Source organism: Polaromonas sp. Polasp52 (genome assembly GCF_059491565.1).
The window spans coordinates 953,702-976,092 of sequence record NZ_CP168513.1 but is presented as its reverse complement, the minus strand read 5'-3'; the positions used below and the strand labels follow the sequence as shown (position 1 = coordinate 976,092).

Annotated in this window: 22 protein-coding genes; 15 read left to right on the top strand and 7 right to left on the bottom strand. The window is 62.0% G+C overall.

The features are described 5' to 3' along the window. Positions 1-151 precede the first annotated feature (151 nt). The 3 genes from ACEN9P_RS04630 to ACEN9P_RS04620 all read left to right on the top strand — a co-directional run bounded on the left by ACEN9P_RS04630 (position 152) and on the right by ACEN9P_RS04620 (position 4,090). Positions 152-1,351, top strand: coding sequence for a DesA family fatty acid desaturase (locus ACEN9P_RS04630; RefSeq protein ID WP_477661252.1), 1,200 nt, complete (start codon positions 152-154; stop codon positions 1,349-1,351). Positions 1,352-1,731: 380 nt separating this feature from the next. Beyond that, positions 1,732-3,561, top strand: coding sequence for a linalool dehydratase/isomerase domain-containing protein (locus tag ACEN9P_RS04625; RefSeq protein ID WP_495621222.1), 1,830 nt, complete (start codon positions 1,732-1,734; stop codon positions 3,559-3,561). Positions 3,562-3,688: 127 nt separating this feature from the next. After that, a complete protein-coding gene (locus ACEN9P_RS04620; protein ID WP_495621221.1) occupies positions 3,689-4,090 on the top strand; it encodes a diacylglycerol kinase family protein in 402 nt (133 codons plus the stop codon). A gap of 125 nt (positions 4,091-4,215) precedes the next feature. On the opposite strand, the gene rpmG is transcribed toward ACEN9P_RS04620, so the two are convergent. The 3 genes from rpmG to trxB form a co-directional block, all read right to left on the bottom strand. After that, positions 4,216-4,383 carry a 50S ribosomal protein L33 gene (gene rpmG, locus ACEN9P_RS04615; RefSeq protein WP_007863188.1) on the bottom strand — a complete coding sequence of 56 codons (168 nt, stop codon included), beginning with the start codon at positions 4,381-4,383 and terminating at the stop codon, positions 4,216-4,218. Positions 4,384-4,394: 11 nt separating this feature from the next. Beyond that, positions 4,395-4,628 carry a 50S ribosomal protein L28 gene (gene rpmB / locus ACEN9P_RS04610; RefSeq protein WP_413329935.1) on the bottom strand — a complete coding sequence of 78 codons (234 nt, stop codon included), beginning with the start codon at positions 4,626-4,628 and terminating at the stop codon, positions 4,395-4,397. 165 nt (positions 4,629-4,793) lie between these two features. Further along, positions 4,794-5,738: a thioredoxin-disulfide reductase gene (gene trxB, locus ACEN9P_RS04605; RefSeq protein WP_477701097.1), complete on the bottom strand. Its 945-nt coding sequence runs from the start codon at positions 5,736-5,738 to the stop codon at positions 4,794-4,796. A gap of 174 nt (positions 5,739-5,912) precedes the next feature. Here trxB and ACEN9P_RS04600 point away from each other — a divergent pair, with 174 nt between their 5' ends. The 3 genes from ACEN9P_RS04600 (at position 5,913) to lolA (ending at position 9,668) form a co-directional block, all read left to right on the top strand. Next, positions 5,913-6,590: a Crp/Fnr family transcriptional regulator gene (locus tag ACEN9P_RS04600; protein ID WP_007863182.1), complete on the top strand. Its 678-nt coding sequence runs from the start codon at positions 5,913-5,915 to the stop codon at positions 6,588-6,590. An 88-nt stretch (positions 6,591-6,678) separates the two neighbouring features. After that, a complete protein-coding gene (locus tag ACEN9P_RS04595; protein ID WP_477661250.1) occupies positions 6,679-9,018 on the top strand; it encodes a DNA translocase FtsK in 2,340 nt (779 codons plus the stop codon). Between the two features lie 5 nt (positions 9,019-9,023). Next, positions 9,024-9,668 carry an outer membrane lipoprotein periplasmic chaperone LolA gene (gene lolA, locus ACEN9P_RS04590; RefSeq protein ID WP_495621220.1) on the top strand — a complete coding sequence of 215 codons (645 nt, stop codon included), beginning with the start codon at positions 9,024-9,026 and terminating at the stop codon, positions 9,666-9,668. 13 nt (positions 9,669-9,681) lie between these two features. On the opposite strand, the gene ACEN9P_RS04585 is transcribed toward lolA, so the two are convergent. After that, the gene (locus ACEN9P_RS04585) at positions 9,682-10,062 is read right to left on the bottom strand and encodes a nuclear transport factor 2 family protein (RefSeq protein ID WP_495621219.1); all 381 of its coding nucleotides are present in this window, start codon (positions 10,060-10,062) and stop codon (positions 9,682-9,684) included. Between the two features lie 130 nt (positions 10,063-10,192). Here ACEN9P_RS04585 and ACEN9P_RS04580 point away from each other — a divergent pair, with 130 nt between their 5' ends. The 3 genes from ACEN9P_RS04580 (at position 10,193) to ACEN9P_RS04570 (ending at position 13,911) form a co-directional block, all read left to right on the top strand. Then, a complete protein-coding gene (locus tag ACEN9P_RS04580) occupies positions 10,193-11,494 on the top strand; it encodes a replication-associated recombination protein A (RefSeq protein ID WP_495621218.1) in 1,302 nt (433 codons plus the stop codon). 181 nt (positions 11,495-11,675) lie between these two features. Continuing rightward, positions 11,676-12,815 (top strand): branched-chain amino acid ABC transporter substrate-binding protein, encoded by a 1,140-nt coding sequence (locus ACEN9P_RS04575; RefSeq protein WP_477715760.1) that lies wholly within the window; start codon positions 11,676-11,678, stop codon positions 12,813-12,815. Positions 12,816-12,912: 97 nt separating this feature from the next. Continuing rightward, complete coding sequence (locus ACEN9P_RS04570) at positions 12,913-13,911, top strand: asparaginase (protein WP_477661245.1); 999 nt, start codon at positions 12,913-12,915, stop codon at positions 13,909-13,911. 33 nt (positions 13,912-13,944) lie between these two features. Here ACEN9P_RS04570 and ACEN9P_RS04565 read toward each other — a convergent pair whose 3' ends face one another. Next, a complete protein-coding gene (locus ACEN9P_RS04565; RefSeq protein ID WP_495621217.1) occupies positions 13,945-14,838 on the bottom strand; it encodes a LysR family transcriptional regulator in 894 nt (297 codons plus the stop codon). A 351-nt stretch (positions 14,839-15,189) separates the two neighbouring features. Between ACEN9P_RS04565 and ACEN9P_RS04560 the strand changes: the two genes are divergently transcribed. The 5 genes from ACEN9P_RS04560 (at position 15,190) to ACEN9P_RS04540 (ending at position 19,360) form a co-directional block, all read left to right on the top strand. Further along, positions 15,190-16,119: a branched-chain amino acid ABC transporter permease gene (locus ACEN9P_RS04560; RefSeq protein ID WP_413329891.1), complete on the top strand. Its 930-nt coding sequence runs from the start codon at positions 15,190-15,192 to the stop codon at positions 16,117-16,119. Positions 16,120-16,153: 34 nt separating this feature from the next. Beyond that, positions 16,154-17,272 carry an ABC transporter permease subunit gene (locus ACEN9P_RS04555; protein ID WP_007863161.1) on the top strand — a complete coding sequence of 373 codons (1,119 nt, stop codon included), beginning with the start codon at positions 16,154-16,156 and terminating at the stop codon, positions 17,270-17,272. 11 nt (positions 17,273-17,283) lie between these two features. Beyond that, the gene (locus tag ACEN9P_RS04550) at positions 17,284-18,051 is read left to right on the top strand and encodes an ABC transporter ATP-binding protein (protein ID WP_495621216.1); all 768 of its coding nucleotides are present in this window, start codon (positions 17,284-17,286) and stop codon (positions 18,049-18,051) included. 14 nt (positions 18,052-18,065) lie between these two features. Continuing rightward, positions 18,066-18,785: an ABC transporter ATP-binding protein gene (locus ACEN9P_RS04545; protein ID WP_074578237.1), complete on the top strand. Its 720-nt coding sequence runs from the start codon at positions 18,066-18,068 to the stop codon at positions 18,783-18,785. Between the two features lie 173 nt (positions 18,786-18,958). After that, a complete protein-coding gene (locus tag ACEN9P_RS04540; protein ID WP_477661242.1) occupies positions 18,959-19,360 on the top strand; it encodes a DUF2845 domain-containing protein in 402 nt (133 codons plus the stop codon). A gap of 276 nt (positions 19,361-19,636) precedes the next feature. Here the strand turns inward: ACEN9P_RS04540 and ACEN9P_RS04535 are convergent, their stop codons facing one another. After that, positions 19,637-20,635 carry a Bug family tripartite tricarboxylate transporter substrate binding protein gene (locus ACEN9P_RS04535; RefSeq protein ID WP_477661241.1) on the bottom strand — a complete coding sequence of 333 codons (999 nt, stop codon included), beginning with the start codon at positions 20,633-20,635 and terminating at the stop codon, positions 19,637-19,639. Positions 20,636-20,800: 165 nt separating this feature from the next. Here ACEN9P_RS04535 and ACEN9P_RS04530 point away from each other — a divergent pair, with 165 nt between their 5' ends. Beyond that, positions 20,801-21,169: a hypothetical protein gene (locus tag ACEN9P_RS04530; protein WP_477661240.1), complete on the top strand. Its 369-nt coding sequence runs from the start codon at positions 20,801-20,803 to the stop codon at positions 21,167-21,169. A gap of 131 nt (positions 21,170-21,300) precedes the next feature. Here ACEN9P_RS04530 and ACEN9P_RS04525 read toward each other — a convergent pair whose 3' ends face one another. Then, a complete protein-coding gene (locus tag ACEN9P_RS04525; protein WP_495621215.1) occupies positions 21,301-22,353 on the bottom strand; it encodes a CDP-6-deoxy-delta-3,4-glucoseen reductase in 1,053 nt (350 codons plus the stop codon). Positions 22,354-22,391 lie beyond the last annotated feature (38 nt).

Below are 22,391 nucleotides of genomic sequence, written 5' to 3'. Positions count from 1 at the left end.
TTCGTGATTTTTCGCACTGATTTGCCCCTTCGCCTGTACCTCTGGTGACTTGGTGTTTGCAGGGCTTCGCCTTACAATAAGACCTTGTCTGGTGCAGCGCCTGGAGACAAATTTGGATGGGCGGCTGGTGCAGGTTGTTTAAAGGATTTTTATGATTTTGTTTGATGCCGCCCTCGACTGGCTGGCAAATGGCCTGCTCGCCGCCAGCTGGTGGCAAATCGTGTTGTACGCCCTGGTGACCACCCACATCACCATCGCCAGCGTGACGATTTACCTGCACCGCCACCAGGCGCACCGCGCCATGGACTTGCACGCGATCCCCTCGCATTTTTTCCGCTTCTGGCTCTGGTTGGGTACCGGCCAGGTGACCAAGGAATGGGTGTCCATTCACCGCAAGCACCACGCCAAGTGCGAAACCCTGGAAGATCCGCATAGCCCGCAAGCCCACGGCATCAAGAAGGTGTTCTGGGAAGGCGCCGAGCTGTACCGCGCCGAAAGCAAGAACAAGGAAACCATGACCAAGTACGGCCATGGCACGCCCAACGACTGGCTGGAACGCAATGTCTACACCCGCTACAGCTGGCAGGGCGTGGGCCTGATGATGATCATCGACCTGGCCTTCTTCGGCGCGGCCGGCCTGGCGGTCTGGGCGGTTCAGATGGCCTGGATTCCCGTGACGGCGGCCGGCATCATCAATGGTATCGGCCACTACTGGGGCTACCGCAACTTTGAGGCGCCCGACGCCAGCACCAATATCTCGCCCTGGGGCATCATGATCGGCGGCGAGGAACTGCACAACAACCACCACACCTACCCGACCTCGGCCAAGTTCTCGGTCAAGCCCTATGAGTTCGACATCGGCTGGATTTACATCCGCGCCCTCGAAAAAATGGGCCTGGCCGCCGTGAAGAAGGTTCCGCCCAAGCTCCAGCTGGGTTCCATCCAGCCCGTGGCTGACGAGAAAACGCTGGAAGCCCTGATCGCCCACCGCTACGAAGTGATGGCCGGTTTTGCGCGCGAACTGCGCCGTGCCGGCAAGGCCGAAATCGAAGTGCTGAAGGCCAAAAAAGCCGACGTGTCCGTGCTGCGCGCGGCCAACCGCTGGCTGCACCGCGACGACGACAAGGTGCCTGCGGCCGCCAAGCCGCAACTGGCCCAGGCCCGCGCCGAGCATCCCGTGCTCGACAAGATGGTCACCATGCGTGAAGAACTGCGCCAGATGTGGATGAGCACCTCGGCCTCCCGCGAACAGCTCGCGACCGACCTGCAGGCCTGGTGCCACCGCGCGGAAGAAAGCGGCATTGCCGCGCTGCGCGAGTTCTCGCTGAAGCTGCGCGCCGCCCGCGCCTGATCTGGCGTTACATGTCGGCCTGATCTCAGGCCGATACCTCTTCAAAACACCGCTCCGGAGAAATCCGAGAGCGGTTTTTTATTGTTCGGCGCAAAGTACGAGCTCCGCCCGCAACTCAAAACGGGCTATCGGGTCGATGTTCCGCAACGTAAATGGTCGTCCAGCAGGCGACTTCACGCCAACTTCATATAGCTCATCAAGACCTCACAGGCGCGTATCAGACTGCACCTATCGAAATCCGGGTGCATCAATCCGATGTTTTCATTTCGAAGAAAGGTCGGTCTGTGAGTTCAATCCGTAGCGTCGCTACTCTTCCGCCATACACGCGAATTTTCGGTCCGGTAACGACAAGAAAGACTGTCCGACTTTTAACGCTGTACATGCTGCTCGTTGCGGGCGGCTCGGTTTTGCTGCTTTTCGCGCATCAGGATGCCTTGCAGATTTTCGGTTTGGGGTTGATGGTGCCGGGCGGCGGATTTCTGGCGCATGCTGATATCTGCACAGGCAGTGGCATAGGACATGTAGCCGCCTGGCTGTGTTCGGTGGGTGCCTTGGCATTTGCGCTGTTGGTCTGGTTTGGCACGGGCAATGTGTTGCTGCCTCCGTTTGTATGGCTTGGTTCGGCGTTTTGGGCCGCGAGCATGAACCATGGTGCAATTCAGCCAGGCGTGGTACTCAATGTGTACTGCGTGCTCGCGCTGTTTGCTGCAGTGGGCTGCCTGTCGATGCTGGCCTGGTTCATGTTTTCAGGCCGGCAAAGGCGCATCGATAACGATTACTTGGTCCGACAAACGGCTCGATTGGGCACTATCTTCACAGCCCAACCGTCAAGGCAAAAACCAGAGATGTCGTTGGCGCATCTGCATCGTGTGAGGTTCGCACTCGATCGAGCTCTACAACCTTTCGATGAATTTTCGGGCTTCGAGCAACGCGACCAGTTTCAGACGGCGGCACTTCGGTATCAAATCAACTTTCTGGCTTATGGCATCGCCTTGACGCAGGCACGCTTCACGCCCGCGTTAGGCGGATACATGAGTGATGCGCAAAGCAGGTTACTGAACAAGCAGGCACAGCACCGCGCGTGGGCCTACTGGTCGCTGGAAAATCTGTGGGGAAATTTCCGGTGGAGCCCCGACCCTACGGCCCGTGAAAACATCATGTACACGGGCTTCGTGGCGCTGCAGATAGCCCTGTTCCAGGCCAGCACGGGAAGTCAGGAATTTTCGAAAAAAGGTGCCTTCACGCTGGTGCATCCGAACGGGAAACGCTACGAACACAGTTTCCAGTCCTTGCTGTCCAGGTTGGAAAAAGAATACGAACGCTCACCCTTCTATTTGATGGCCTGCGAGCCCAACTGGGTCTACCCCCTGTGCAACACAATGGGAGCTGCGGCGCTGCGTGCCCACGATGCGCAGTACGGTCAGATGAAATGGGCCGGTCACGCGCCGGAGTTTCGCCGGCATCTGGACGCGGAGTTTCTGGATGGTATGGGTCGCTATGTGCCATGCCGTTCTACGTATACGGGATTGGCCTTACCCGCCATTGGTGGCGCAATGCCCCTGGCGATGCCGTGCTACTTTTTGAATGCGTTGGAACCTGACTTGGCGCGTCGCCAATGGCTGTTGTTGAGACGTCAGCTGTTCGATAGCCGTGAGCGACTTCGACGCAGTGAATTCTGGCCCATCGACACAGGAAACTATGGTTTCTCAAGAGGCAGTGCCTACGCGGCGACGGCCTTGGCGGCGGCAGAGTTAGGCGATGAGTGTGTGTATCAAAACTGCATGGATGCCCTGGAGCACGAGTGTCCAACTACGCTCAGTCATGGGGTCGCCCACAGGAGCAAGGCCTCGGTATGGGCGCATGGTGTCGAGCTGATGGCGCGCTCCGGAGGGCGCGACAGTTTTCGAAACTTGACCAGTCACCCGCTTTCATCACAAGGTCCCAGGTTGGAACTCCATTCCTACCCCGATGTGCTGGTTGCAGCCGCGCACTCCGATGCTGTAAGCAGTTCTTTGCAAGCGGTGCTGTACGGCGGAGCCGGCGACGGCATCAAGAGCTTGAGCGTGTCGGGCTTGCGCCCGTTAGCACGCTATCGGGTCACAGGTGCATGTCTGACGCAGGTCCTGGCTGACGATTTGGGAAAGGTGTGCTTGCAGGTTCCGCTTGCTGGACGCGCCTGTTTGACGCTAGAGCCGGCCGGTGCACTGTGATGGGCTGCTGTATTTTGATGGCCACGGTATGGGGCTGCTTGTATGGGTTGCAGGCTATGCAGGTGTGCACTGCTCGACGTTCATGTCTTGCCCAGGCTTGGCGGTTGGTAAATAAGAAGGATGGGAAATGAAACAAGCCCCTCGTGCCTGCGCTCCGCGGCGATTCACTTTGGCCGCACGCCTTAAGAGCTTTGGTTATGCCTTCGAGGGGATGGCTTTGATGCTTAAAACCCAGCACAACGCATGGCTGCATCTAATCGCCACAACGCTGGTGACGGGATTGGCCGGCTGGTGCCGGGTGGACGCCGGCGATTGGCGCTGGTTGATCGGCGCGATGGCCATGGTTTGGATGGCAGAGGCCATGAACACAGCAGTGGAGTCGCTCTGCGATGTTGTGTCGCCACAACATTCATTGGCGGTCAAATGCGCAAAGGATCTTGCCGCCGGCGGCGTGTTAATTGCGGCTTGTGCGGCAGCGGCAACCGGTGTCATAACCTTCTGGCCCTATTTATTCAGGCAAGCCGCGTAGCAACCTGCTTGTTTTGCGGGAGTTCTGCTTTCTAAGCCCTCAAAAAATAAAGGACACCGAGGTGTCCTTTTTCTGGATGTACTGACCGAGCTGGTAGTTTTTGGCTACGCACGGATTCGTAGCCATTACTTCAGTTTGATTTCCTTGTATTCCACGTGCTTGCGTGCCTTGGGATCAAACTTCATGATCAGCATCTTGTCGGGCGTGGTCTTCTTGTTCTTGGTGGTCGTGTAGAAGTGACCGGTGCCGGCGGTGGATTCCAGCTTGATTTTTTCGCGTGCGCCTTTTGCCATGATGGTGCTCCTTAAGCTTGGCCGCGTGCGCGCAGGTCTGCGAGCACGGTATCAATGCCCTTCTTGTCGATCAGGCGCAGTGCAGCGCTCGAAACGCGCAGGCGGACCCAGCGGTTTTCGCTCTCGACCCAGAAGCGACGGTATTGCAGGTTCACGAGGAACCGGCGCTTGGTTTTGTTGTTGGCGTGGGAAACGTTGTTTCCGACCATTGGGCCTTTGCCCGTTACTTCACATACGCGTGCCATATGCACTCCAGTACTTTTCAACAGCAGTCATGTCGCAAGGCACTTGCTGCCTGTCGTCATTCCTGCCTCACCTCGCCAGAATAGGGTGGCGGTAACCCGAGACTGCCAAACCGGCCCTTTTGGGGTCAAATTTAGCAAAGCCTTGAATTATAAGGGATTTTTTGCTTACTCTGCTTGTTCGAGGAAACGCTGGGCGTCCAGGGCCGCCATGCAGCCGGTTCCGGCGCTGGTGATAGCCTGGCGGTAGACATGGTCCTGCACGTCGCCGGCGGCGAAAACGCCGGGCACGCTGGTCATGGTGGCAAAGCCCTGCAGCCCGGTTTTGGTGATGATGTAGCCGTCCTTCATCTCCAGCTGGCCGGCAAAGATGTCGGTATTGGGCTGGTGGCCGATCGCGATAAAGCAACCCTTGAGCGTGAGATCCTGCGTGGCGTCGCTTTGGGTGCTTTTGAGGCGCACGCCGGTCACGCCCGAGGCGTCGCCCAGCACCTGGTCCAGCGTGTGGTGCAGCTTGAGCTCGATCTTGCCGGCCTTGACCTTCTCGTGCAGCTTGTCGATCAGGATGGCTTCGGCCTTGAATTTGTCGCGGCGGTGCACCAGCGTGACCTTGCTGGCGATGTTGGACAGGTACAGCGCCTCTTCCACGGCGGTATTGCCGCCGCCCACCACGCAGACTTCCTGGCCGCGGTAGAAGAAGCCGTCGCAGGTGGCGCAGCCGGAAACGCCGCGGCCCATGAAGGCGCTTTCCGACTCCAGCCCCAGGTATTTGGCGGAGGCGCCGGTGGCGATGATCAGCGTGTCGCAGGTGTAGGTCCCGCTGTCCCCGGTGAGGGTGAAGGGGCGCTTGCTGAAATCGACCTTGTTGATGTGGTCAAAAATAATCTCGGTCTTGAAGCGTTCCGCGTGCTCGAGAAAGCGCTGCATCAGATCCGGCCCCTGCACGCCATGCACGTCGGCCGGCCAGTTGTCGACCTCGGTGGTCGTCATGAGCTGGCCGCCCTGCGCGATGCCGGTGATCAGCACCGGGTTGAGGTTGGCGCGTGCCGCGTAGACGGCCGCGGTGTAGCCGGCAGGCCCCGAACCGAGGATTAAGACGCTTGAATGTTTCATGTTGAAAAACTGATTGGGAAAGTGTAAGAACTCGGGTAGAGTCGTGCCGCATAAGCGCAGCGCAAGGTAAAACCGTCGAGGTAGTACTTTTGCGGCATTTGGTTTTATAAATTACGTGCCATTGTAAGAACTCACGCGACGTCCCGTTGTTTGTGAGGTTGGGAGATATCAGATATGACGACGATGGTGTCCAACCTGGAATTGATTCGCCGGGTACCCCTTTTCTCCGTTTTGACGGCCGCCCAGGCCGCCTCCGTCGCCGATACGGTGGTCAAGCGCCGCTTCAAGCGCGGCGAGCCCATCGTCGAGCAGGGCAAGAAGTCCAACGCGCTGTCCATCATCCTGACGGGCCGGGCCCGCGTCGTCACCACCGATGCCCGCGGGCGCGAGGTCATCCTGGCCACCATGCACCCCGGCGACTACGTCGGCGAGATGAGCCTGATCGACAACGAACCGCATTCGGCCACGGTGCGCGCCGAGATCCAGACCGACGCCCTGATCCTGGGCCGCCTCGAATTCGCGCGTTGCCTGCCCGAGAACAGCTCCATGGCCTATGCCGTGCTCAAGGGCCTGGTGCAGCGCCTGCGCCACGCCGACCGGCAGATCGAATCGCTGGCCCTGATGGACGTGTACGGCCGTGTGGCCAGGGCCTTGCTGGAGTTCGCCAGCGACGACGGCACCGGCAACACCGTGATCCGCGACAAGGTCTCGCGCCAGGACCTGGCCAAGATGGTCGGCGCCTCGCGCGAGATGGTCAGCCGGGTCATGAAAGACCTGGAAGAGCGCGGCTTCATCGAAACCCGGGACGACGGCTCCGTCCTCGTGAAAGAGCGCCTGCATACCCTGGGTTAACACGCCCGGCCGATCGCCCGCCACCCATTTGGCGCCCGTGGCGCTCCTTCAAGGCTTGCACTCAACTGCGGTAAGCTTCAAGTGAGCCATGACTTACTCACTCGATACTCTGAACTCCAGAAACTCCCCCGCCACGGGCGCGCCCGGCGGCATCAAACGCTTTGCCCATGAAGTCAGCCTGATCCTGGGCCTGCTCGGCCTGGTTTTCTGGCTGGCCGCCTTGCTCAGCTATTCGCCGCAGGATGCGGCCTGGTCGACCTCCGGCACCGCGCAAGCCGTGGCCGGCGGCCATGCCGCGACCCTCAACTGGGGCGGGCGCGTGGGCGCCTGGCTGGCCGACGCCAGTTATTACCTGCTGGGCTTTTCGGTCTGGTGGGCGCTGGCCGCGGGCGGCCAGGCCTGGCTGAGGTCGCTGGCGCGCTGGCTGCGCGGCGAACCCCTGGCGGCCGGGGAGTCCCACCGCATCCGCTTCTGGCTCAGCCTGCTGCTGCTGCTGCTGGCCAGCGCGGCGCTGGAGTGGTCGCGGCTTTACCGCTTTGAATTCAAGCTGCCCGGCCATGCCGGCGGGGTGCTGGGCTACCTGGCCGGTGCCCAGGGCGAGAAGTGGCTGGGATTTGCCGGCTCCGGCCTGGTGTTTATCGCGCTGGGTGTCATTGCCGTGTCGGCGGTCTTCGGTTTTTCGTGGGCCCATGTGGCGCTTCGTGTAGGCGCCTGGATAGACAACCTGATCGATTCGCGCCGCGAAAAGCGCGAAATCGCCCAGGACCTGGCCTTCGGCAAGCTGGCCGCCCGCGAGCGCGAGGAGACCCTGATCGACGAACGCATCGAAATCGAGGAACACCACCCGGTGCCGGTGCTGATCGAGCCCGTGCTGGTCGACATTCCCAAAAGCGAGCGCGTGGCCAAGGAGCGGCAAAAGCCGCTTTTCAGCGAAATGCCCGACTCCAAGCTGCCGCAGGTCGACCTGCTCGACGGCGCGCTGAGCCGCCAGGAGACCGTGGCTCCCGAAACCCTGGAGATGACCTCGCGCCTGATCGAGAAAAAACTCAAGGACTTCGGCGTCGAGGTGCGTGTGGTTGCCGCCGCGCCAGGCCCGGTCATCACGCGCTACGAGATTGAGCCCGCCACCGGCGTCAAGGGCTCGCAGGTCGTCAACCTGGCCAAGGACCTGGCGCGCGCATTGAGTTTGGTGTCGATCCGCGTGATCGAAACCATTCCGGGCAAGAACTACATGGCACTGGAGCTGCCCAACGCCAAGCGCCAGTCCATCAAGCTCAGCGAAATCCTGGGCTCGCAGGTGTACAACGAGGCCAAGTCCCTGCTCACCATAGGCCTGGGCAAGGACATCAGCGGCGCCGCCGTGGTGGCAGACCTGGCCAAGATGCCGCACTGCCTGGTGGCCGGCACCACCGGCTCGGGCAAATCGGTCGGCATTAACGCCATGATCCTGAGCCTGCTTTACAAGGCTGATGCGCGCGACGTGCGCCTGCTGCTGATAGACCCCAAGATGCTGGAAATGAGCGTCTACGAGGGCATTCCGCACCTGCTGGCCCCGGTGGTCACCGACATGCGACAGGCCGCCCACGGCCTGAACTGGTGTGTGGCCGAGATGGAAAAGCGCTACAAGCTCATGAGCAAGCTGGGCGTGCGCAACCTGGCCGGTTTCAACGCCAAGATCGACGAAGCCAAGGCCAAGGGCGAATTCATCTACAACCCCTTCAGCCTCACGCCCGAACAGCCCGAACCCCTGGAACGCCTGCCTTACATCGTGGTGGTGATCGACGAGCTGGCCGACCTGATGATGGTGGTCGGCAAGAAGATCGAAGAACTGATCGCCCGCCTGGCGCAAAAAGCCCGGGCCGCCGGCATCCACCTGGTGCTGGCCACGCAGCGCCCCAGCGTGGATGTGATCACCGGCCTGATCAAGGCCAACATCCCGACCCGGCTGTCCTTCCAGGTCAGCAGCAAGATCGACAGCCGCACCATCCTGGACCAGATGGGCGCCGAGGCTTTGTTAGGAATGGGTGACATGCTTTACATGCCGAGTGGTACAGGCTTTCCAATCCGGGTGCATGGTGCGTTTGTGAGTGATGACGAAGTGCACCGCGTGGTGGCCTACCTCAAGCAGCAGGGCGAACCCAATTACATCGACGGCGTGCTCGAAGGCGGCACGGTCGACGGGGAAGACGGCGACCTGCTGGGCGAGGGCGGCAACGGCGGCAGCGGCGAGAAAGACCCGATGTACGACCAGGCCGTGGAGGTCGTGCTGAAGAACCGCAAGGCCAGCATTTCGCTGGTGCAGCGTCACCTCAAGATCGGCTACAACCGCGCCGCGCGGCTGGTCGAGGACATGGAAAAAGCCGGGCTGGTCAGCGCCATGAGCGGCAGCGGCCAGCGCGACATCCTGGTGCCCGCGAGGGCGGAGTGACGATCATGAAGAAATACCTTGCAATGATGCTGGTGGCGGCTTGCGCCCACCCCGCCTGGGCCGACGGCCTGGACAGCCTGGAGGCTTTCGTGAAGACCGTCAGCAGCGGCCGCGCTGAATTCACCCAGGTCGTCACCGCGCCGGCCAGGGACGGGCAGGCCGCGCGCAGCAAGACCTCCACCGGCACGTTCGAGTTTGCCCGGCCCAACCGCTTTCGCTTCATTTACAAGAAGCCCTTTGAGCAAAGCATCGTGGCCGACGGCCAGACCTTGTGGCTGCACGACGTGGACCTGAACCAGGTCACCTCGCGCAAGCAGTCCAGCGTGCTGGGCTCCACCCCCGCAGCGCTGATTGCCGCGGCGCCCGACCTGCGCGCCCTGCAGGCCGATTTCACGCTGGCCGCCGCGCCCGATGCCGACGGCCTGCAATGGGTGGTGGCCACGCCCAAGAGCAAGGACGGCCAGCTGCAGTCCGTGCGCGTGGGCTTTCGCCCCGGTGAAAAATCCTCCGGCCTGGCCGCGCTCGAGATCACCGACAGCTTCGGCCAGCGCTCGGTGCTGAGTTTCAGCAAGGTCGAGGTCAACCCCAGCCTGCCCGCGGACACCTTCCGCTTCACGCCGCCCAAGGGCGCGGACGTGATCCGGCAGTAAACCAGGCCGGGGCTCAGGCCACCGGGGGTTTGGGAAGGCGCTGCGCGGGATCGTAGAAAAACGTTTCCTCCGCGATGCGCTCGCCCTCCCAACGCTGCCAGGCGAGTTCTTCCATATCGGTGCGGCTGCCGTCCTGCCATTCAAAGCGGAAGATCCAGCGGATCACCACATGGTCGCCGTTGAGCAGGGCAGGGCGCACGCAGGTCGAGGTCAACGACTTCGCCCTTTCCATGACCTTCTGCTCGCCCAAAACCAGGTTGGCGCGCCCCACGCGCGGCGCGGCCTGGTTTTCCTGCATGGACGCGTTCTCGGTGTAGAACTCTTCAATGGCCTGGGCATGGGCGTTTTCTTCAACGCGGGCGATAAATCGTTCCAGGGTTTCGCGGCTTGGCATGGGGTTTCCTTTGAAAGGGTGTGATGGGGTTGTACACGAGTTACCCCAAGCCTGCAGCCGGTCCCGCGCGTGGCTTAGACTCATGGCATCCCAGTTCCCCACCCCCTGATCTCCCGTTTCCCACCTGCCCGTGAAAGCCGCGTCCTCCACCCACCAGCCCCTGGCCGAGCGCCTGCGCCCGCAAAACCTGGGCGAAGTCATAGGCCAGCAGCATCTGCTGGGCGAAGGCATGCCGCTGCGCATCGCGTTCGAGTCCGGCCAGCCGCACAGCTGCATCCTCTGGGGCCCGCCCGGCGTGGGCAAGACCACCATCGCGCGCCTGATGGCCAGCAGCTTTGACGCGCACTTCATCACCATTTCGGCCGTGCTGGGCGGCGTCAAGGACATCCGCGAGGCGGTGGAGCAGGCCAGCATCTGGCAGGCCCAGGGCGGGCGGCGCACCATCGTGTTTGTCGACGAGGTGCACCGCTTCAACAAAAGCCAGCAGGATGCCTTCCTGCCGCATGTGGAGAGCGGCCTTTTCACCTTCATAGGCGCGACCACCGAAAACCCCTCGTTCGAGGTCAACTCGGCCCTGCTGTCGCGCGCCGTGGTCTACGTGCTGCAGCCGCTGGGGGAGGCCGACCTGAAGCAGATCGTGGACAAGGTGCTGGCCGAAAACGCGCTGCCGGCCATCACCGCCATCGATGCGCAGGCCGTGGACCGCCTCGTGGCCTATGCCGACGGCGATGCGCGCCGCCTGCTCAATACGCTGGAGTCGCTCAGCGTGGCGGCCGAGGCCGAGAAGGTCACCGAAGTCACCGACGCCTGGCTGCTCAAGGTGCTGGGCGAGCGCCTGCGCCGCTACGACAAGGGCGGCGAGCAGTTCTACGACACCATCTCGGCCCTGCACAAGTCGGTGCGCGGCTCAGACCCCGACGCCGCGCTCTACTGGTTCATGCGCATGCTCGACGGCGGCGCCGAGCCGCGCTACATGGCGCGCCGGCTGGTGCGCATGGCCAGCGAGGACATAGGCCTGGCCGACCCGCGCGCGCTGCGCCTGGCACTGGACGCGGCCGAGGTCTATGAGCGCCTGGGCTCCCCCGAAGGCGAGCTGGCCCTGGCCCAGTGCGTGATCTACCTGGCGGTGGCGCCCAAGTCCAACGCGGTCTACAAGGCCTTCAACGAAGCCAAGGCGTTTATCAGCAAGGACGGCACCCGCCCGGTGCCCCTGCATTTGCGCAATGCACCAACAAAGCTCATGAAGCAGCTCGACTACGGCAAAAACTACCGTTACGCCCACGACGAGGAAGACGGCTTCGCCGCCGGCGAAAACTACTTTCCCGAAGGCATGCAGGCCCCGGGCTTTTACCGGCCGGTCAACAGGGGGCTGGAAATGAAAATCGCTGAAAAGCTCGAGCAGCTGCGGGCAAGGAACGACGCTAAGAAATAAGCCGCGCGCGGCGGGTTGAGGTGGAGGATTGCCGGCGGGCAGCGAGGTGCGGCTCAGCCGATGCGGATCAGCGCTCCCCAAAACAGCGCATACGCTTTCTGCATGGCGTGCCCCGTCTGCGCATGCGTGAGGAGAAATCCCCGTTTGATACTACCAACTCATCAATTCATCAGGAGTCGGTATGTCGTCAGGTTCTTGCATAAAAAGCATTCTTTCGGTGCTGGCAGTTGTTTCGGCAACTTCGGCCTTCGCCCAGGAAAAAATCAAAATTGCCATCGTCGGACCCTTGTCCGGCCAGGCGGCGAACTACGGAAAAGACAACGAGCGTGGCGCGCAGCTGGCCATTGACGACCTCAACGCCAGCCAGTTCAAGATCGGCGGCAAGGCCGTAAAGTTTGAACTGGTGTCCGAAGACGACCAGGCCGACCCGAAGCAGGGAACCGCCGTTGCACAAAAACTGGTGGACAGCGGCGTCAACGGTGTTGTGGGGCACAACAACAGCGGCACCACGATTCCCGCCGCCCGCATCTACAGCGAAGCGGGCCTTCCGCATATCACCCCGGCGGCCTCCAACCCGAAGCTCACCCAGCTGGGCTACAAAACCACCTTCCGCACCATTGCCCATGACGGGATGATCGGTAGCGCCCTGGCTGTGTTTGCGTCGACCAAACTCAAGCTTCAAAAAGTCGCGTTGATTGACGACCGCACGGCATATGGCCAGGGCCTGGCGGATGAGTTTGAAAAAACCTTCAAATCGCTGGGCGGTGAAGTCGTCGCGCGTGAATTTACCAATGACAAGGCAAGCGATTTCTCGCCCATCCTGACGACGATCAAAGGCAAGAAAGCCCAGGCTGTGTTTTTTGGCGGGCTTGATGGGCAGGCTGGGTCCATGCTTCGCCAGATGGCCCAGTTGGGAATGGGGCAACTTCCTTTCATGGGCGGTGACGGCGTCTGCACCGGCGATCTGCCCAAGCTGGGTGCGCAGGCTGTCGGGAAGAACGTTATTTGCGGCGACGGCGGCGAGGCCTTGATGGATATGAAAGGCGGCCCCGGTTTTGCAAAACGCTACAAGGCTGCTTACGGTGCCGAGGTCGTGGTGTATGCGCCTTATGCCTATGACAACGTCATGATATTGGCCAATGCCATGCGTGCGGCCGGTTCGGCGGAGCCCGCGAAATACCTGGCGTATGTCGGCAAGACAAAGCACGAGGGCATCACCGGGCATATCGAGTTTGACGGAACCGGCCAGCGCAAGAATGCCGCCGTCACCTTGTCCACCTACCCCCAGGGCATCAAGACCACGCTTGTCACGATGAAGTGACGCGCCTGTGCCCGGAAAGTCCCCGCACCCCTGAAAGACTGCGGCGCCGATTTCGCCGCCGTCTTCCTGGTGCGCTTAACGCAATTGCTGAACATTGATGCCAAAAATAAAAATTGCCGTTCTGGGAACTGGGGGCACCATCGCGGGCGAAGCCGATTCCGCGGCGGACGTACTCAATTACCAGGATTCACAGCTCTCCGCGGCCGACACGCTGGCGCCTTTGAGGCCTTATTTGCCCGGGAACGTCGAGCTGCTCGTGATCCAGATCAGCCAGCTGGGCAGCGAAAACTTCTCCACCGATACATGGCTCGGCCTGGCTGACGCGATGACCCGGCTGGAGGAAACCGAAGCTCCCGATGGCTTTGTGCTGACGCAAGGGACCGATACGCTGGAGGAGACCGCCTACTTTCTGCACCTGGCGATCAAGACGCCCAAGCCGGTCGTGGTGGTGGGGGCCATGCGGCCGGCAACGGCCCTCAGTGCGGATGGTCCTCTGAATCTCTTGCGAGCGGTGCAACTGGCCGCCAACCCTCTTGCGCGAGGCCTGGGTGTGATGGTGGTTGCAAACGAGCGGATCTTTTCGGCCCGTGAAGTGACCAAGTCCCACACCTCCTCGATTGACAGTTTTGGGAGCCCGGAATTTGGTTGCGTCGGCTATATGCAAAACGGCGAGGTCAAGCTGCACCGGATGCCGTCGCGTCAGCACACGGTGGATTCGCCTTTCAGCGTGGCCGGCCTGCGCAGCCTGCCGAAGGTGGATATTGTTTATGCCTACGCCGGCGCCGGCTGTGAAAGTATTCGCGCATTCCTGAACCACGGCGCGCGCGGCCTGGTGCATGCGGGCACTGGAAATGGTTCCATCTCCAGTGTTCACCAGGCGGCTTATCGCGAGGCGATTCTCCGGGGCATACCTGTGGTACGGAGCTCCCGCACCGGGAGCGGCCTTGTCTCGCGCAATGGCGCGATGAACGATGATGCCTTTGGCAGCGTTGGCGCCGACACGCTCAGCCCGCAAAAAGCCCGCGTGCTGCTCTGCCTGGCATTGACCTTGACGCAGGATGCGGTGCAGCTGCAGCGCTATTTCGACAGCTACTGACCCGCCCCGATGTCGGCAACCATCTCAGCTCATTCAGCCACCGTGAATCAGACTCGCCTGGGCCTTGAAGTGTTCCATAAACTTTCTTTCATGGAGGCCAGCCTGGTGTGTGACCAGTCGCATCGCGGCGACCCTGATGGGTACTTCAGGCGCAAAGGGCAAAACCTGCGCTCCGAGCACCTTGCCCAGCGCACCGGTCAGGGAGTCGACCAATGCCACCCCCAGGCCTTGCATGGCCAGGTGCATGGCGACCACGCTGGTTTCGACCGAAACATTGCGGGTGAGCGCAATGTCGGCCATCCCGTCCGTCTGGGCAATCAGCGAGGCCACGAGGTCATCCTTGCTCAATCCAATGATGTTGCAGGAGCCGAGGTCCTGGATGGAGATGGATTTTTTGGATTTGGAAAAATAACCCGATGTGGAGACTGAACAAAAGTGGGCCTGGAGCAGGTCCGTGGTGTCGAGCGCCGCGTGCGCGACCGGTTCATAAACAAACCCGATATCGACCTGGCCGGCCAGAAGCGCCTCGACAAGAGAGTCGTAGTGGTAGGTTTCCAGCGTCAGCTTGCATTTGGGATATTGCTCGATGAAGGACCTCACGGCGCTGGGCAAGACGGCTGTGGCCAGCGAGGGCACGGCTGCGATCCTCAACTGCTTGATGCCTCCGTTGCGCAGCCCGGCTGCCAGCGAGGAGGCATGGCTCATGCATTCCATGATTTTCAGGATCGCCGGGCGCAGCTGCTGGGCTTCGTCGGTCGGCGCCATGCGTCCTTGCTGGCGGTGAAATAGAAGAAAGCCGAGTTCAGTTTCCGCGCTGGAAATCAGGCGGGATACGGCCGGCTGGGAGAGATTGAGCATCTTTGCCGCGCCGGTGACGGTGCCGCAAAGAAATACCGCGTTGATGGCCTCGTATTTATGGAATCGCATGTCGGATTTTAAAAATGGACGGCTTGCGGGGCATCAGGGGTTTGCCGCAATGGGGCGCGGCTCGATGTCGCATTAGGTGGGATTTTCAAAGAGTAACCAACATAAGACTGACTAATGAAAAGTTAAAAATCGATGTTTCACCAAATGTTAAGGGTAAACCCCGCGAAAACCGCCTGCTTGGCCCGATTCTCGCTTAACACCGATGGCTACAATTTGCGGATTAGCTCGCCATTCAGCAGCCAACCGGCTTTGATGGGCGGGCTTTTTGTTAACTCGCGCCAGCCACCGGTGATCCCGGCGGCAGGTGCCGCCAGACTGAGTTGGCATTTCATTTACATGGGAGAGTGAGTTATGGAAGTATTGCTACAGCAGATCATCAACGGTCTGGTCCTGGGCAGCATGTATGCCCTGATCGCGCTGGGCTACACGATGGTGTACGGCATCATCAACCTGATCAATTTCGCGCACGGCGAGGTTTTGATGGTGGGGGCGCTGACCAGCTGGACCATCATCCGCTGGATGCAGGAGGCCATGCCGGGCGCGCCGGGCTGGCTGATTTTGCTGATATCGCTGCTGATCGCCTTTGTCGTCTGCGGAGCCCTGAACTTCGCGATTGAAAAAATCGCCTACCGGCCGCTGCGAAACTCCCCCAAACTGGCCCCGCTGATCACCGCCATCGGCATGTCGCTGCTGCTGCAGACGCTGGCCATGATCATCTGGAAACCCAACTACAAACCCTATCCCACCCTGCTGCCCACCGAGCCCTTCCAGGTCGGCGGCGCCGTCATCACGGTGACCCAGCTCTTCATCCTGGGCGCCACCGCCGTCTCCCTCTCCGTGCTGATGTGGCTGGTGCACTACACCAAGCTGGGCCGTGCCATGCGGGCCACCGCCGAGAACCCGCGCGTGGCGGCGCTCATGGGCGTCAAGCCCGACACCGTCATCTCCGCCACCTTCATCATCGGCGCCGTCCTGGCGGCGCTGGCCGGTGTGATGTACGCCTCCAACTATGGCACGGTGCAGCACACCATGGGTTTCTTGCCCGGCCTCAAGGCCTTCACGGCCGCCGTGTTCGGCGGCATCGGCAACCTCGGCGGCGCGGTGCTGGGCGGCATCCTGCTGGGCCTGATCGAGTCGATTGGCGCGGGTTATATCGGGCCGCTGACCGGCGGCGTGCTGGGCAGCCAGTACTCCGACATCTTCGCTTTTATCGTGCTGATTTTTGTCCTCACGCTGCGGCCTTCGGGCTTGCTCGGTGAGCGTGTGGCGGACCGGGCCTGAAGGCCCTGCCATCCGGTACACAAGGAGAATATTGATGAATTCCACACAATCGAAAAAACTGGTGACCTTCCTGGTCGTCGCGGCGGCGCTGCTGGTGCTGCCCCTGATCCTGCAGCAGGGCGGCAATGCCTGGGTGCGCATTGTCGACATGGCACTGCTCTATGTACTGCTGGCGCTGGGCCTGAACATCGTGGTCGGCTACGCCGGCCTGCTGGACCTGGGCTATGTCGCCTTCTTCGCCGTCGGCGCCTATCTGTTCGCGCTGCTCGGTTCACCCCACCTGGCCGATGCCTTCCCCTGGATCGCGGCGCAGTTCCCGAACGGGCTGCATTTGCCGATCTGGGCCATCATCCCGGCCGCCGCGGCGCTTGCCGGTTTCTTTGGCGTGGTGCTGGGCGCCCCGACCCTCAAGCTGCGCGGCGACTACCTGGCCATCGTGACGCTGGGCTTTGGTGAAATCATCCGGGTGTTCCTGAACAACCTGGACCGCCCCATCAACCTGACCAACGGTCCCAAGGGCATCAACCAGATCGACTCGATGAAGTTCTTCGGCTTCGACCTGGGCAAGCCGCATGAGTTCTTCGGCATCGAGGTCAACTCGGTATCCATGTACTACTACCTGTTCCTGGTGCTGGTGATCGTCTCGGTCGTCATCTGCCACCGCCTGGAAAACTCCCGCATAGGCCGCGCCTGGATGGCCATCCGCGAAGACGAGATCGCCGCCAAGGCCATGGGCATCAACACCCGCAACATGAAGCTGCTGGCTTTCGGCATGGGCGCCACCTTCGGCGGCGTGTCCGGCTCGATGTTCGCGGCCTTCCAGGGCTTTGTGTCGCCCGAATCCTTCAGCCTGATGGAATCCGTCATGATCGTCGCCATGGTGGTGCTGGGCGGCATAGGCCACCTGCCCGGCGTCATTCTGGGCGCCTTGCTGCTGGCCGCCCTGCCCGAAGTGCTGCGCCATGTGGCCGGCCCGCTGCAGGCCATGACCGACGGCCGCCTCGACTCCGCCATCCTGCGCCAGCTGCTGATCGCGCTGGCCATGATCACCATCATGCTGATGCGTCCGCGCGGCCTCTGGCCCTCCGCCGAACACGGCAAGTCGCTGAACAAGGTCGTCGGCAAAGACCCCATCCAGTCAATCAACCCCTAAGGAGAATGGACATGAGCGAAACCATTCTTAAAGTCACCGGTGTCTCCAAGCGCTTCGGCGGCTTGCAAGCCCTGAGCGATGTCGGTATCCACATCCAGCGCGGCCAGGTTTACGGCCTGATCGGTCCCAACGGCGCCGGCAAGACCACTTTCTTCAACGTGCTGACCGGCCTTTACACGCCCGACAGCGGCACTTTTGAACTTGCCGGCAAGGCCTACAAGCCCACGGCCGTGCATGAAGTCGCCAAGGCCGGCATCGCCCGCACCTTCCAGAACATCCGGCTCTTCGCCGACATGACGGCCCTGGAAAACGTGATGGTTGGCCGGCATATCCGCACGCAGTCCGGCCTCATGGGCGCGGTGTTCCGCACGCCCGGCTTCAAGCACGAGGAAGCCGCCATCGCCAAGCGCTCGCAGGAACTGCTCGACTACGTGGGCATCGGCAAATATGCCGACTTCAAGGCCCGCACGCTGAGCTACGGCGACCAGCGCCGCCTGGAAATCGCCCGGGCGCTGGCCACCGACCCGCAACTGATCGCGCTCGACGAGCCGGCCGCCGGCATGAACGCCACCGAAAAAGTGCAGCTGCGCGAACTGATAGACCGTATCCGCAAGGACAACCGCACCATCCTGCTGATCGAGCATGACGTCAAGCTGGTCATGGGCCTGTGCGACCGCGTCACCGTGCTCGACTACGGCAAGCAGATTGCCGAAGGCGCGCCCGCCGAAGTGCAAAAAGACGAAAAAGTGATCACCGCCTATCTGGGCACCGGTCATTGAAGGAAAACAACAACATGGCAGCTAACACACTCCTCAAAGTGACCGGCCTGAAAGTCGCCTACGGCGGCATCCAGGCGGTCAAGGGCGTGGACTTCGAAGTCCACGACGGCGAACTGGTCACGCTGATCGGCTCCAACGGCGCCGGCAAGACGACCACCATGAAGGCCATCACCGGCACCCTGCCGATGCTGGACGGTGACATCGAATACCTGGGCAAAAGCATCAAGGGCCGCGGCGCCTGGGACCTGGTCAAGGAAGGCCTGGCCATGGTGCCGGAGGGCCGCGGCGTGTTCACCCGCATGACCATCACCGAAAACCTGCAGATGGGCGCCTACATCCGCAGCGACAAGGCCGGCATCGCCGAAGACATCGAAAAGATGTTCGTGCTGTTCCCGCGCCTGCGTGAGCGCAAGGACCAGCTGGCCGGCACCATGTCCGGCGGCGAACAGCAGATGCTGGCCATGGGCCGCGCGCTGATGAGCCGGCCCAAGGTGCTGCTGCTCGATGAGCCCTCCATGGGTCTGTCGCCCATCATGGTCGACAAGATCTTCGAGGTCGTGAAGGATGTCTCTTCGCGCGGCGTGACGGTGCTGCTGGTCGAGCAGAATGCCAGCCGCGCGCTGGGCATCGCCAACCGCGGTTACGTCATGGAGTCCGGCAACGTCACCATGAACGGCGACGCCAAGCAGCTGCTCAGCGACCCGCGCGTGCGCGCCGCCTACCTCGGCGAGTAAGCCGTTGTTTTGCGCCAGCCCGCGCGCCGCAAGGCGCCGCGGGACGCGCATTACAGCCGTAACACCGGCAGGCCGGCCCGGGGCCACAAATGCCTTGCGGCGCCAAATCTTTGCGCATAAAGTTCAAAGGGTGCGCCGCACGCGCATCTTTACTGAACCCTGGGAAACAAAAAATGAATCCAATCATTGTCCGCGCCGCCGCCTTCACCCTGGCTTTCCTGGCTTCGTCCGCATTCACCGGCGTCTCTGCCCAATCGCTGCGCTGCAAGGGCGACCTTGCGCAGATCGGCAACTCCAAGGGCACCATTTTGCAAAAATGCGGTGAGCCCGTCATGAAAGACAGCTTCTGCAAGCCCGTGCAGGAAACCGTCTCCAGCGCACCCGTCACCACGCCGACGGTGCCCAGCACCTCCGGCAGCGCAACGGCCAGCGCCACCGCCAACGTCACGGTCAACACCTGCCAGCAGGTTGAGGAATGGACTTACAACCCCGGTTATGGGCAGTTCATGACCATGCTGTTGTTTGAGGGCGGCTCCCTCAAAAGCATCCGTTACGGTGATCGTGTGACCCGATAACGTGGCCCCCACGGTCGCTCACTGCGTGTAGCTTCCGAGGCCTTGCAGGCCGCGGCTCGCGAGACGCTTCACCTCTGTCGCCCGTCCAGGCCTGCGCGGGCAGGCTTGGAGCCGCGGGCTCCAGCCCCTCGGGGGCCGCTGCGCCTACGGCCCGGCAAAGCCGGTTCCGTGGCCCCTGCTGGTTTAAGAGTCCGTAGCGAAGGCAATTAAAAAAGGCCGGCTCCCTTTCTGGGAGCTGGCCTTTTTCATAGGCGGTGGATTGCTCAACGCCTCGGATCAATCCACCTTGGCGCCGGAGGCCTTCACCACTTTTTCATACTTGGCCAGCTCGCTTTTCATGAAGGCGCCGAACTGCTCGGGCGTGCTGCCCACGGGTTCGGCCATCAGCGTGGCGAAGCGAGACTTGGCTTCGGGGGAGTTCAGCGCGGCGACAAAGGCATGGTTGAGTTTGGTCACCACGTCCTTGGGTGTGCCCGCGGGCGCCACCAGGCCCCACCAGGTGTCGATCTCAAAACCCTTGAGCGTCTCGGCCACCGCCGGCACTTCGGGCAGCATGGCGCTGCGCTTGGCCGTGGTCACGGCCAGGGCCTTGAGCTTGCCGGCCTTGATGTTGGCCGAGGCGGTGGCAAGGTTGTCGAAGTTGTAGTCGACCTGGCCGCTGAGCAGCGCCAGCTGGGCCGGGTTGCCGCCGTTGTAGGGGATGTGCAGCGCGAAGATGCCGGCCTGGGCCTTGAACATCTCGCCGGCCAGGTGGCCCGCGCTGCCGTTGCCGCCGCTGGCGTAGTTGAGCTTGGCCGGGTTGGCCTTGGCGTATTTGATCAGGTCGGCCAGCGTATTGATATTGAGGCGCCGCGCGGTGTCGGCGTTCATCACCAGCACATTGGGCACACGCACCATCTGCGTGATGGGCGCGAAATCGGTGGCCGCGTTGTACGGCATCTTGCTGTAAAGCCAGGGGTTGATGGCATGCGTGGCTACCGCCGAGATGCCGACCGTGAGGCCGTCGGGCTGGGCCTTGGCGATCGCGTCGACGCCGATGTTGCCGCCGCCGCCCGGCTTGTTTTCAATGATCACGGTGCCCAGCGAGTCTTTCACGCGCTCGGCCATCAGGCGGGCGGTTGCGTCGATGGGGCCGCCGGCCGCATAGGGCACGATGATGCGCATGATCTTGGCCTGGGCCAGTGCCGCGGCGGGCGACAGGGCCGCGCCGGCCATGAAAACAACGGCCAGGCTTTTGGCCAGCAAGGAGGGGAGGGTGAGGGGGCGAATATTCATTGCCCTATTGTTGCAAAAAAGTTTGACGCGCCACGCCCCCGGTCTGGAACATCACGGTTACAGCATCTTTACCTGCGAGACATGGACGCCCGGCGGCCGCGCCGCGTTGGGGGGTCATGAGGCGCCCGCTTCATGTTTTCTCAACCTCAAACTCAAGGAAACCCCATGAAGATTCACACCCTTGTCGCCGCCCTTGCAATGGCTACCGGTGGCCTTGCCTTTGCCCAGGCGCCCGCCGCCCCCGCGGCGCCCAAAGACCCGCTGGCCACGCCCCGCATCGACCAGCGCCAGGCCAACCAGGAAAAGCGCATTGACCAGGGCGTCAGCTCGGGCGCGCTGACTGCCAAGGAAACGGCCAAGCTCGACAAGCGCGAGACCAAAATCGAAGCCGACAAGCTGGCCGCCAAATCCGACGGCAAGGTCACCAAGGCCGAACGCCGCAAACTCAAACACGAAGAAAACCGCGCCAGCGCCGCCATCCGCCGCCAGAAGCATGACCGGCAGGTCGCACCAGCACCCGCCAAAGCCGGCTGAACTTCGCCGCCCTTGGCCCGCGCATTAAAAAAGCCCCGGCTGATGCATCAGCCGGGGCGTTTCTTTTTCTTCTTCTTTTATTCTTCTTGTTTGTTGGGGGGCAAGAACCTGTTTAGGCCATAAACAGGTTCTTAGGCTTGCGCGGGAACGGTCGCCTGGGATTTTTCCTTTTCGGTCACAAAAGAGTCGGCATAAAACTCGTCTTCCGGCAGGCCGGCTGCGGTGTAGGCGGCCTGGGCCGAGTCCACCACGATGGGCGCGCCGCAGGCATACACCTGGTGGCCCGACAGGTCGGCGAAATCCTCCAGCACGGCCTGGTGGACAAAGCCGGTGCGGCCGGTCCAGTTGTCCTCGGGCAGGGCATTGGACACCACCGGCACGTAACGCAAATTCGGCATTTCCGCGGTCTTGGTTTTCACCCATTCGTCCATGTACAGGTCGGCCGGGCGGCGGCCGCCCCAGTAGAGCACGGCCGGGCGCGTGATGCCCTTGAACTGCAGGTGCTCGATCAGCGCCTTGATGGGCGCAAAACCGGTGCCCGAAGCCAGCAGCACCATGGGCTTGTCGCTGTCCTCGCGCAGGTAGAAGCTGCCGAAAGGGCCTTCGATGCGCAGGATTTCCTTTTCCTTCATGGGGCCGAACACATGCTCGGTGAACTTGCCGCCCGGCATGTGGCGGATGTGCAGTTCCACGCCCGGGTTGTCGGCCTGGGTGTGCGGCGCATTGCCCATGGAATAGGCACGGCGGTCGCCGTCGCGCAGCAAAAACTCCACATACTGGCCGGCGTGGTACTTGAACACGTCGCTGGCCGGCAGTTGCAGGCGCACCACCATCACGTCGTGCGAGGCCTTGGCCAGGCTGTTGATGCGCACCGGCATCTTCTTGACGGGGAAGGCGCTTTCGTCGGTCACATGGCGCGACTCGATGACCACGTCGGAATGGGCCGTGGCGCAGCAGGTGAGGATGAACCCGGCGGCTTCTTCCTCGGGCGACAGGGCCTTGGCCTGGTGCGCGCCGTGGGTCACCGTGCCTTCGAGTTTTTTGGATTTGCAGGAACCGCAAGCGCCGTCCTTGCAGCCGTAGGGCAGGCCTATGCCCTGGCGTATGGCGGCGGCCAGCAGGGCTTCGTCCACCTGGGCGATGAAAGTCCGGCCGCTGGGCTGCACGGTCACGTTAAAGCTCATATTCGGTATCCTTGCGGTAACTGTTCTCGACTTGGCCG